This is a genomic window from Ignavibacteria bacterium (genome assembly GCA_016873775.1).
Classification (GTDB): Bacteria; Bacteroidota; Ignavibacteria; order UBA10030; family F1-140-MAGs086; genus JAGXRH01.
In genome coordinates, this window is sequence record VGWC01000019.1 from 25,558 (window position 1) to 37,403 (window position 11,846).

11 protein-coding genes are annotated in these 11,846 nt (G+C 41.0%); 7 read left to right on the plus strand and 4 right to left on the minus strand.

All coding sequences use genetic code 11. The features are described from left to right. Positions 1 to 174 precede the first annotated feature (174 nt). The 7 genes from FJ218_04455 to FJ218_04485 all read left to right on the plus strand — a co-directional run bounded on the left by FJ218_04455 (position 175) and on the right by FJ218_04485 (position 5,100). Complete coding sequence (locus FJ218_04455) at positions 175 to 501, plus strand: 4Fe-4S dicluster domain-containing protein (GenBank protein ID MBM4166157.1); 327 nt, start codon at positions 175 to 177, stop codon at positions 499 to 501. Further along, positions 498 to 1,610 (plus strand): 3-methyl-2-oxobutanoate dehydrogenase subunit VorB, encoded by a 1,113-nt coding sequence (vorB, locus tag FJ218_04460; GenBank protein MBM4166158.1) that lies wholly within the window; start codon positions 498 to 500, stop codon positions 1,608 to 1,610. Before FJ218_04455 ends, vorB begins: the two co-directional genes overlap by 4 nt. 11 nt (positions 1,611 to 1,621) lie before the next feature. After that, positions 1,622 to 2,416 (plus strand): 2-oxoglutarate oxidoreductase, encoded by a 795-nt coding sequence (locus FJ218_04465; protein ID MBM4166159.1) that lies wholly within the window; start codon positions 1,622 to 1,624, stop codon positions 2,414 to 2,416. Positions 2,417 to 2,488: 72 nt separating this feature from the next. Beyond that, a complete protein-coding gene (locus tag FJ218_04470) occupies positions 2,489 to 3,037 on the plus strand; it encodes a 2-oxoacid:ferredoxin oxidoreductase subunit gamma (protein ID MBM4166160.1) in 549 nt (182 codons plus the stop codon). A 19-nt stretch (positions 3,038 to 3,056) separates the two neighbouring features. Beyond that, on the plus strand, positions 3,057 to 3,323 hold the full coding sequence (locus FJ218_04475; GenBank protein ID MBM4166161.1) for a hypothetical protein: 267 nt from the start codon (positions 3,057 to 3,059) through the stop codon (positions 3,321 to 3,323). A gap of 15 nt (positions 3,324 to 3,338) precedes the next feature. Continuing rightward, complete coding sequence (locus tag FJ218_04480; protein MBM4166162.1) at positions 3,339 to 3,674, plus strand: hypothetical protein; 336 nt, start codon at positions 3,339 to 3,341, stop codon at positions 3,672 to 3,674. Positions 3,675 to 3,783: 109 nt separating this feature from the next. Then, positions 3,784 to 5,100, plus strand: a complete 1,317-nt coding sequence (locus FJ218_04485) for a cystathionine gamma-lyase (protein MBM4166163.1) — start codon at positions 3,784 to 3,786, stop codon at positions 5,098 to 5,100. A gap of 114 nt (positions 5,101 to 5,214) precedes the next feature. Here the strand turns inward: FJ218_04485 and FJ218_04490 are convergent, their stop codons facing one another. The 4 genes from FJ218_04490 to FJ218_04505 all read right to left on the minus strand — a co-directional run. Further along, the gene (locus tag FJ218_04490) at positions 5,215 to 8,277 is read right to left on the minus strand and encodes a PAS domain S-box protein (GenBank protein ID MBM4166164.1); all 3,063 of its coding nucleotides are present in this window, start codon (positions 8,275 to 8,277) and stop codon (positions 5,215 to 5,217) included. Beyond that, entirely contained in the window at positions 8,277 to 8,882 is a 606-nt protein-coding gene (locus FJ218_04495; protein ID MBM4166165.1) for a DUF4154 domain-containing protein, read from the minus strand. The genes FJ218_04490 and FJ218_04495 overlap by 1 nt, the downstream gene beginning before the upstream one ends. A 13-nt stretch (positions 8,883 to 8,895) precedes the next feature. Beyond that, positions 8,896 to 10,845 (minus strand): hypothetical protein, encoded by a 1,950-nt coding sequence (locus FJ218_04500; GenBank protein MBM4166166.1) that lies wholly within the window; start codon positions 10,843 to 10,845, stop codon positions 8,896 to 8,898. 606 nt (positions 10,846 to 11,451) lie between these two features. Beyond that, on the minus strand, positions 11,452 to 11,846 hold a 395-nt coding region (locus tag FJ218_04505), incomplete at its 5' end, for an acetate kinase (GenBank protein MBM4166167.1).

Consider the following 11,846-nt stretch of genomic DNA (forward strand, 5'->3'; position numbering starts at 1 on the left):
ATAAATTTTTCTCCGCAAACGAGAAGGTGATTTCGAGATGAAAAACAATTTTTTCAAAGAGTACAAGCGGCATGATTTTTTTAAAAATGCAAGGGAAATTTCAAAACTGAAAACCGAACATCATAATACGATAAAAAATTCTTACAATATTTTTTTCAATAAATAACATCCCTTATGGCTTCAGTTCGTGGAACAGTCAAAATAGATATGGATACGTGCAAAGGATGTGAACTGTGCATCGAAGCGTGTCCGCAGGAAAGTCTTGCAATGTCCGAGAGCATCAATGCGCTCGGTTATCATTACGCAGTGCTTATTCAGGATAATTGCACTGGTTGCGTAAATTGCGCGCTCGTTTGTCCCGATGCAATTATCACAGTATATCGCTCAAAGAAAAAAGGTTCTTCCAAAACAATAACGAAAGAACCGATTGCGGTAATAAAAAATGTAAAAAGCAATATAAAATTCACTATCGAAGATTTACCGGAAAGGATAGAAGTATGAGCAACGTACGTTTGATGAAAGGAAATGAAGCGATAGCCGAAGCCGCAATTCGCGCGGGATGCAATGCGTATTTCGGATATCCGATAACACCGCAATCGGAAATCATCGAGTATCTTGCGGAAGTAGGACGTGAGCGCGGAATGATTGTTATGCAAGTGGAAAGCGAAGTTGCGGCAATCAATATGGTGTACGGCGCATCAGGAGCCGGTGCGCGGGCAATGACGTCTTCATCAAGTCCCGGAATCAGTTTAATGCAGGAAGGAATTTCGTATATGGCATCTGCAGAACTTCCGGCATTAGTTGTCAACATCAATCGCGGAGGTCCGGGATTGGGAACCATTCAGCCGGCGCAAGGAGATTATTTTCAGGCAACAAAAGGAGGAGGACACGGCGATTATCATTTGATTGTTCTTGCGCCTGCAAGTTGCCAGGAAATGGCGGATTTTGTTTTTGATGCGTTTGATTTAGCGGATACATATAGAAACCCCGTTATGATTCTTGCCGACGGCGCATTGGGACAAATGATGGAAAAAGTTGTATTCAAAGAACATACAAAAACAAATCATTCGTTTGATAAATCGTGGGCAACAACGGGAAAACCGACAACGCGTGAACGCAATATCATCACGTCGTTGTTTATTCAGCCGGAAAAAATGGAAGCGGTGAATTTACATTTACAAAAAAAATATCAAACCATTTGCAACAACGAAATTCGCTACCAACTTGTAGATACAGATGATGCGGAAATTGTTCTTGTTGCCTACGGACTTTCTGCGCGTATTTGTCATCGTGCGGCGGAACTTGCGCGGGAAAACGGATTGAACGTTGGATTACTGCGACCAATTACATTATATCCGTTCCCGTATCCTATCTTGCATGAACTTCGTCGCAAGGTGAAAGGGATAATGGTAGTAGAATTAAATGCTGGACAAATGCTCGAAGATGTGCAACTTGGCGTTGAAGGAATGATTCCCGTCGAGTTTTACGGAAGAATGGGAGGAATTATTCCTTCGCCTGATGAGATATACGAAAAAATTATGGAGTTCAAGAAAATGAAACTGAATAAGAAATCTCCAGCAGCATTTCAACCAATGCAACAAAGTAATTGAAAGAAAAAACTATGAACGAAATTCTCGACAAAACATATCTCGAGCAAAACGATTTGGAATGTGTATGGGAAAAACCCGATACGCTAACTGATACACGAATGCACTATTGCCCCGGTTGCGGACACGGAGTGGTACATAAAGTTCTTATGGAAGTTGTTCAGGAACTCAATATTCAAAGTGAAATTATTGGCGTTGCTCCCGTTGGATGTTCTGTGTTTGCATATAATTATTTGAACATAGATATGCAGGAAGCCGCACACGGAAGAGCCGCCGCAGTAGCAACTGGAATTAAACGCGTGCTTCCGAATAACTATGTTTTCTCATATCAAGGAGATGGTGATTTAGCGGCAATCGGAACTGCGGAAACAATTCACGCTGCAAATCGCGGCGAAAATATTCTCGTTATTTTTATCAACAACGCAATCTACGGAATGACCGGGGGACAAATGGCACCAACAACTATTCTCGGAATGAAAACCAGCACGACTCCGTTCGGAAGAGAGGGGGAAACGCAAGGATTTCCGTTTCGTATCACGGAACTTATTGCGCAACTTCCGGGTGTGTATTACGTAACACGACAAGCAGTACACACGCCGAATGCAGTTCGACAACTGAAAAAATCGTTTCTTAAAGCATTTCAGATTCAAAAAGAAAAAAAAGGATATTGTTTGATTGAAGTTGTTTCCAACTGTCCATCCGGTTGGAAAATGACTCCCGTCGTTTCGAATCAATGGATGGAAGAAAATATGTTTCCTGTATATCCGTTGGGAGATAAAAAGATAGATGGGAAATTGGTGAACGATTGAAAACTCATTCTCATTTCGCGCAATGAATTTGCACATTTAAAGAACTCTAAACACTATTGATTTTCATAACCTATGACTCAAGAAATAATATTCGCCGGGTTCGGCGGACAAGGCGTACTCTCGATGGGAATGACGCTCGCATACGCAGGAATGCTCGAAGAAAAAGAAGTTTCGTGGATGCCCTCGTACGGTCCCGAAATGCGCGGCGGAACGGCAAACTGTATTGTCATCATCTCCAACAAACCGGTAAGTTCACCGATTGTGCGAAAATATGATACGGTCGTTGCGCTCAATCAACCATCGGTTACAAAATTTGAACATGCGGTAAAACCTGGCGGAACAATGCTTTTCGATACCGGAAGTATTATTGCTCCGCCATCGCGCGATGATATTACTATTGTTCCTGTCAATGCAGATGAAATTGCTACGCGCTTAAAAAATTTGAAAGTGAAAAATATGGTTTTATTAGGAGCGTATCTTGGTGTATCACCTGTTGTATCAATTGAATCGGTGATTGGCGCGCTTTCCAACGTATTGCCGGAACGTTATCATAATATGCTTCCGCTCAATCAACAAGCATTGGAAGAAGGAAAATTATTTGTCAACACTTTTGTTTCATAACTCAACCCGGAGAATTACTATGTCAAGAATTCAAATAGATTGTCATCACACGTGCAAAGGAGTTTGCAATGCATTAGAGCGCGCATTAATGAGGGAAAAAGAAGCCATTCTGGAATATGCTGCATTTCGCGATGAATGTACATATCCCGATGTAAAAGCGATGCTGAACGAACTGATTCTTCGTCAGGAAAAAACTTTGGATTTGCTGGAGAAAACGAAAGCGGAACTCTCTGCAAAATTTGAAGTGCTTGACCAGATTCAAGAAGGATTTGAACACCAAGTATAAAGAAAGAACCATAGTATGAATATCGAACAACAATATTGGGAAGCAGTTCAATCGAAAATATGTATCAAATGCGTGGATAGCGACGGAATGGGAAACTGCCGCCTTACTCCTGTTTTTGAATGTGCTTTGAAACAGCATTTTCCTCTTATCGTTACAGCGGTGAACAATGTTCACAGCGAGAATATAGAAGATTACAACGCAGAACTCCGTACTATCGTTTGCACACAATGCAAGCATCAATCGTCTGAAGGATTGTGCCAACTCCGCAACAGCATAGATTGCGGGTTAGACAGATATTTCCCGCTCGTCATCGAAGCAATTGAAGAAGTGAATCGGCGCGCAAGCGTATAATTCTTTTACATTATTTTTACGTTGGCGAAAAAAATGTTGCTTTCCCAATAAGCCCTTCATTTTTTTCGTCAATTTTTTTTATTTTTGTAACAAGTAAAAAAACGTTCTTATGAAAAACACAACAAAAAAACCTGCCAAAAAAAATTACTCCAAAGAAACCGAACTCATCTACGGAAAAACATTATCGAAGAAATGGGATTTTAATCACCACGTCATTCCGCCAATTTCTTCCTCGTCAACGTTTCGATTGGATACAGCAAAACGCGGCGCGCAGGGATTTTCTGAATTTGCTCATTACACGGAAGACGCAACAATCGCATCACGTTCACCGATTTATATTTACGACCGACTTGGCGAACCGAACAAAGAAATTCTCGAAGAAAATCTTGCAAGCGCAGAATGTGGTGAAATTGCTGTTACGTTTTCTACAGGAATGGCGGCGATTTCGGCAATTCTCGGCTCTCTCACAGGAATTGGCGACGAGATTATTTCGCACGAAATGATCTACGGATGCACGTATTCGCTTCTCACCAATTGGTATCCGCGCTACAAAATTTCCACGAAGTTTCTTGATTTACGAAATCTTGATGCGCTGAATAGTTCTCTTTCAGAAAACACTCGCGTCATTTATTTTGAAACGCCCGTGAATCCTACGCTTGAACTTATTGATATTATCGGCGTTGCAGAAATTGTGAACAACGCAAATCTTCATCGCCCGAAAACGAAAAAAATATTTGTGGTCATTGATAATACGTTTGCATCTCCGTTTTGCCAGCGACCGCTTGAACGCGGCGCAGATTTCGTTGTGGACTCGCTCACGAAAGGCATTTGCGGATTCGGAACCGATATGGGAGGAGTTGTGGTCGGTCCAAAATGGAGTTACGATATTTTGATGTTGTACAGAAAAGATTTTGGCGGCGCACTTGCAGCAAAAAGCGCGTGGCCTATTTTAGTGTACGGATTACCAAGTTTAGCAACGCGAATGCGGCAACAAATGGAAACAGCCAAAGAAATTGCAATGTTTTTGGAAAACGACCCGCGCATCGCATTTGTTACGTATCCCGGATTACCATCATTTCCGCAGTTCGAACTTGCACAACAACAAATGCGCGACTTCGACGGAAATTTTGCTCCCGGCAGTATGCTCTATTTTTCTTTGAAAGGAAAATCACCTTCGCAACGACATGACAAAGGCGAAAAATTTATCAATCATCTTGCAAAAAATGCTTATACCGTTACGCTCGCTGTAAGTCTCGGACAAATCCGCACTCTTGTTGAACACCCAAGTTCGATGACACATTCCGCAATTCCACTCAGCGAACAAATCAACAAAGGCGTTGACCCGGGAGGAATTCGACTTTCTATCGGCTTGGAACATCCTAAAGATATTCTGCGTGATATTTCGGATGCGTTGAAGAAATTGTAAAAAAAATTCCGAAATATGTCTTTGCAAAAAGGATACAGACAGTCATTTCGATGAGCGCATTCACTTCGTTCGGAATGACATTACTACTTTTGGGTTTTGCATAGTCTTCCGAGATTATGTTCCGTCAAGCGCTTGCCGAACTTTCTTCAATATTTCCGTATGATGATATGGTTTCAGAATAATTTCTTTCACGCCGTTGTTGAGCAGTTCCATCTTCTTTTGCGGTTCAACATAGCCGCTTGCGATAATAACTTTCACATTCGTATTCACTTCTTTGAGTTTTTCGAAGACTTCGGGTCCTTCCATTTTCGGAAGTCCCATATCGGAGATGACGAGATGAATTTCTTGCCACTGCGTACGGTATATTTCTACTGCTTCCAAACCATCTTTTGCCCAAATGGTTTTGTATCCTTTTTCTTCAAGAATGAATTGCAGTGTTTCAGCAAGCATCAATTCGTCTTCGATAACAAAAATTGTTTCGGTCCCTTGCGGAAGAAATGCGTCCGCAATTTCTTGTTTGAGTAATTCTTCTTCCAGTGAAAGAAGCGGAAGATACAGCGAAAACATTGTGCCTTTCCCTACTTCGCTTTGCACATCGAGAAAACCGTTGTGATTGCGTGTTATTCCGTACACAACAGAAAGTCCCAATCCCGTTCCTTTCCCTTTTTCTTTCGTTGTGAAAAACGGTTCGAAAATTCGTGAAAGAGTTTGTGTATCCATTCCTGTTCCCGTGTCGGAAATTGTTATGCCGACATATCGTTCTTCCCGCGCATCTGGATAGTGTTTTCTGACGGTACTTCCGTAAATAACAAATGTTTTAAAATTCAGAACTCCGCTGTTTTGCATTGCGTCTTTTGCATTCATACAAATATTCAGCATTGCCTGATGAAGTTGATTTGCATCTGCTTTTACCGACGGGAGCGTACTATCAAATTCCGTGGAGTACGCTATGGTTTTCGGAAATGTTTGCTTGAGCATTTTTACTAATTCTTCAACGAGCGTATTCAGATTCACCAATTCATACTTCACGTCGGATTTTCGCGCAAACGTGAGCATCTGTTTTACCAACGTTGCTCCGCGGTCAACGGCTTTATTGATTGCTTCAATATTTTCGGAGAATTTTTCCGGGTCATTTCTTCTTCGTTCGAGAAGCGATGCGTATCCCAAAATAATTCCAAGTAAATTATTGAAATCGTGCGCAATTCCTCCCGCAAGAATTCCTATGCTTTCCATTTTTTGCACTTGTCGCAACTGCTCCTCCAGTTTTCTTCGCTCCGTTATTTCCGTGTTGATAACAAGAATCGAAGTGGGATTTCCCAATTCATTTTTCACTAACGCCCAACGGTATTCGACAATAAGCTGCGTTCCGTCTTTTCGCAACTGAAAAAATTCTCCTCTCGTTTCTCCGTGTTCAAGAACATTTTTGTACGCATCGTTAGCAAATCTTTGTTGTTCCGGAGGAAATAACAGTTCATTCGCATTCTTTCCTATAATTTCGTCGCGTGTCCATCCGTATGTTTTTTCCGCTCCTTTGTACCAAAACACAATTCGATTACTCAAGTCGCGAACATAAATCGCATCTTTAGTTTTATTCAACAACTCCGCTTGTTCGCGAATATGTTCTTCTGCAAATTTTCGTTCCGTAATATCTTTCAAACTTCCTTCAAAACACACGACGTTTCCTTGCTCGTCGAAAATTGCTTTTGCATTTTCTTCCATCCAGATAATCGTTCCATCATATCGGCGAAGTTGAATTTCAAAATTGTGAATGGTATGTTCTTGTTCTAACTTTTCTCGCCACGGTTCGCGCAATTGCGGTTCAAGGAAAAGATTGACAACGGGTGTACCAAGCAATGTTGCTTTATTCGGAAAGTTAAGCATTTCGACAAGAGCGGGATTGACTTCGAGAAATTGTCCTTCGAGCGACGTGCGATAAAATCCTACAGGAATGTTGTCGAACAAATCTTTGTATTTTTTTTCGCGTTCCCGAATTGTATTTTCCATTGTCTTGCGTTCGGTGATATTTCGAATAACTGCAATGGTTTGTAATTCCGGAGTTGTTGCAATTCGTGCTTCGAATGTTTCTGTACTACCCGTAGGCAAAAACAATTCATATTCAACTATCTGTATTTCATTCAAAGCGCGCGTGTTCTCCATTGCTGCAGAAAATTTTTCGGAAACATCCCCAGGAAGCAGGTCAATCATTTTCTTTCCCAGAAAAACTTCGGGAGGCACGGATAAATCATCCATATTTTCCGCTTTGTAATTGGTAATAATACCTTCCGCATTCATCATGAAAAACGAATCGGGTATAGCGTTCAGCAACGTGCGATGAAATTCTTCGCTTTCCGAAATAATTTTTTCCGCACGTTTGCGTTCAGCAATTTCTTCCTGCAATTGTTTCGTGCGTTCTTCGACTCGCTGTTCAAGCGTGCGGTTAATGTCTTCAAGATTGTTATGTGCATCGTGCAATTTATCCACCATCGTATTGAATGCGCTTGCCAAATGTCTGACTTCGTCGCGTGTTTTAATAACTGCGCGCTTCGTTAAATCACCGCTCGTAATATGTTCAGCCGTAGCAACCATCGTGCGAAGCCCGCGGGTGAGCGCTGTGCTGATGAGAAATACGGCTATCATTCCGACGATAAAAATGAGGGCGCTGAGCAATGCAATATTTTGTTTGCTGGTATTGACTTTTTCAGCAACGGTTTGCAAAGAAATTCCCGAATACAATTTTCCGATTTCTTTGTTGTTATGCAGAATCGGCGTTACGTTTTTGTACACAAGCGAAGTATGCGAAAACGTAGAATGCTTCGGAACATTTGCGTATTGGAATTCTTCCGCTTTTGCCTTGTTATACATTGCAACAATGTTATTTTCGTTGTTCACAACGACGAGATAGAACAAATCTTTATTCTGTTCTGCGCTGGAAAACGCTTCGAGAATTGTTTCCGTATCGTCAAACAACAATGCAGAACTAATCGTAAATGCCGTCATTTCAGAAATGGCGCGTGATTTTTCAGCAACAGCGTTGAGTTCCTGCTCCGCTAACTCATGAGGAAAATACAGATAGATAAATAATGAAATCGTTGCAATGAATAACGAAATAAGAACTGCAAGTTTTGTGCGCAATGTTGAACCCCTCGCAACAGTGTATTTCTTCGGTTCGTGTTTCATTATTCGTCGAGATAAGGGGTGGTGAATATTTTTGCTAATTTTAAGAGTTGGGACGTGTACTCAATTCCTTCCGCTTTCGACGCGGGAAGATTGATAAGAATTTGCGGCTTATTTCCTTTGAGTCCGACTCCGGTGGAAATTCCTCGTTCAACATATTCAGGAACTCCCGTAAAGGTCAATGCGTGATGTGTTTGCGAAACTGTAATGATGGATGCAAGTTCTACGGTGCGCAACGGACAAATGTATAATACATCAATACTCTCGCTTTCAACAGTTTGCAACAAGTTTGATTTCTCTGAAAAATCAATGGGAACGTAGCGAAATAAGATGCCGGAAATTTTTCCTTCGGAAATATTTTCGAGCAAAGAACAAAATTGTTCTTTCACAACAAGCGAATTGCGAAACGTATTTTGATAGACAACGCCTATCACCATTTCCTTTCCCGCACGCTCATGAAATTTTCTATCGAACGAAACTATTTTCGTGAAGAGCGAAACTTGTAACTCGACAGGAACGGCAATATCTTGCGACGAAAGATCGTTTGAACACACAACCAACGCAGCAATGAAGAACAACAGTATTCGTTTCAAATAAATGGAATTCATTTTTCACTCGAAATTATAACTGGAATTCTACAACGAATGTAAAATTTCTTCCGTCTTGAAAAATGCTTTTCTGCGTATGTTCATAGCCGCCGGGGTTTGCGTAGCGGACATCAAATACATTTCGTACCAGAAGCGAAAGTTTCAAATGTTCCGACCATTGCTGCGTTGCAATATTGATGTTCGTGAGCAGATACGGTTTTGTTTTCGTATCGAACACGGTTAAACGATTTGTTTCGTAATACAATTCGACTGCGCCAACAACGTTGAAAGGAAACAACAATGAAACGCCCGATTTTGCAATATGCTGCGGCGAATTAGTCAAACGTTTGTGTGTATTTTTGTCGTCGTTGTGCTGAAAACTATAACTGGAATACGAACGCAATCCATTGTTCAAGCGTGCGTTGATTTCGATTTCCCATCCCAGCGCTTCCGTTTCATCTACATTCTGAAATTGCTTTGTGGAATCGCTATTCATTTTTGTATCAATCAAATTTTTCACGCGATATTCATAGAGCGAACCAACAATGAATACTTCGTTGCTGAAACGATGTTCGAGCACCAATTCTTCCGTGCGGATTTTTTCCGGCTGTAAATTCACACTGCGAATATGCTGCGACGTAGAATCTTCGTACATAATTTCATACGGATTGGGTGCGCGAAATGCTTCTCCGTATAAAAATTTTATCGTAGAATTTTTCCATGGATGATACACAATTGCTCCGCGGAGATTGGTCGAACTTCCTACGGTTGAGTACTTGTCGAGGCGAAATCCAACGGTAACAAATAAATTTTTCGAAAACTGAAATTCATCCTGAATGAAAGCGGAAAGAACAGAATACGGGACGTTGCGCGAAAAATACGTCGAGCCCACGCGATAGCGAAAATCCGCACGGTCATTTTTTTTCCAATCTGTTCCAGCAACAATACGATTACTGGCAACAACATCCCAGCGAAACTGTATTTCTCCTCCCCACCATTTCCCGTCGCTTGTATCGAAATTATTATCCGGCTCGTATGCAAATTGTCCGTTGTAGTGATAGGCACCATAATATCCTCGCACGGAAAGAGTTTTATCATCGCCTAAATAATATTTGTACTGCGCATCCAAAAAACTTCTTCCATCGAAGGTGAACGATTTCTTATTAAACACTGTGAAATACGATGCCGTAGGAATTCCTTTTTTGCGTTTTGAATACATTCCCTGCAACGTAAAATTTTTGTATTCAACGTTCGAAAATATTCCGAAGAATTCATCTCTATCAAGATTTTTAGCAACACCGTCATTTGTCGAATCCGTATCGTATTCCTGAAAATACAACTCTTGACCTTGAATATCTGCAATTGTTCCACTCAAAGAAATATTCAACCCGAAATCATAGTCGGTGCCGATATTGAACGATGCTTTCTTATATCCAAAACTTCCAACATTTCCCTGAAACGAAAATCCATCGAACATATCTCCACTTTTCGTAATGATATTGACAACGGCAAACATTGCGCTCGTTCCATACAGCGAAGAACCGGGACCGCGGACTATTTCGATATGGTCAATTGCAGATAACGGAAGAACAAAATCCGTTCCACTGCTTGCAGAGCCGTACACCGTTTCATTCGTCGAATGTCCGTTGAGAAGAAGAAGAATGCGATTGTTGTAATCCGTTAGCCGACTGAATCCGCGCACGCCGATGTACGAATAGTTTCTATCATAACTCGAATAAAATCCGCGAACACTTGTCAATACTTCATCAAGCGTTCTGTAACCGTAACGCTCAATTTCTTTCGAAGTAATAATAGTTACCGATGCGGGTGCGTCGCTTGTGGTTTGCCAATATTTTGATGCCGTTGTAATTTGAATATTGAGCAACGAATCGAGAGAAATATCCTCGAGTTGTTGCGCTTGCACGGTTCGTTGTACAACAACAACAACGAACATGCAAGCGAGAATGAAGATGGTTCGAAGCATAGAAATTTTCCTTTTTAAATCTTGCACTTACTCTGTGAAATTCACTGTTATGATTTGTCAATCACCGCTCGAATTTTTGACAGTATTTCGTACTCTTCATGCGGTTTATGTACGATTTCCTTTATCCCGGATTTGAAAAATTCTAAACGTACTGGCGGATCAATATATCCGCTCGCGAGAATAACCTTTACTTCCGGATTCAACTGTTACAACAAGTGAAACGCTTCACGTCCTCTCAATTTAGGAAGCCACAAATCGGAAACGACGACAGAAATTTTCTGCATATTGTTCCGAAATGACCTTTCATAACACCGTACACAACAGAAAGTCCTAATCCCGTTCCTTTGCCGCGTTCTTTCGTTAATTCCAATTCCTGTATCTGTGAATGGGTCATAAACATTCCATCCCATTGTTTTCAAATTCTCGCTTACAAAATCTTCAGTAACTTTTTTCTTGTTCAGTTTATTAAAATCACTTGGACTTACATCTTGGAAAGTATTGATAGGAAAATTAAAATAATCACTCATAAAATTTTACACAACATTACTTAAACCCTTAATTTTTTTCGGCACAATATACTTACACAGCGTACAACCTCAAATTCTCTCACCACCTTCTCGGCACATTCTTCACTGTTCGCACTGTATCACGCGCGATGAGAAGTTCTTCGTTTGTTGGAATAACGAATGCTTTCAACTTGGAATTTGCAGATGAAATTTCACCTTCTTTTCCTCCAAACATTGTTGCATTTTTTTCTTTGTCAATTTCCAAACCGAACCATTCGAGTCCGATGCAAATTCTTTCACGAATCGTTGCACTATTTTCTCCGATGCCGCCAGTAAAAACAATTGCATCGCTTCCGCCAAGTTCTGCAAGATACGCGCCGATATATTTTTTCACGCGGAGACAAAACATATCAATTGCAAGCCGCGCGCGTCTATCCTGATGTTCTGTTTCTTCATCAATAAGTTCACGCATATCATTCGTCAACCCGGAAACCC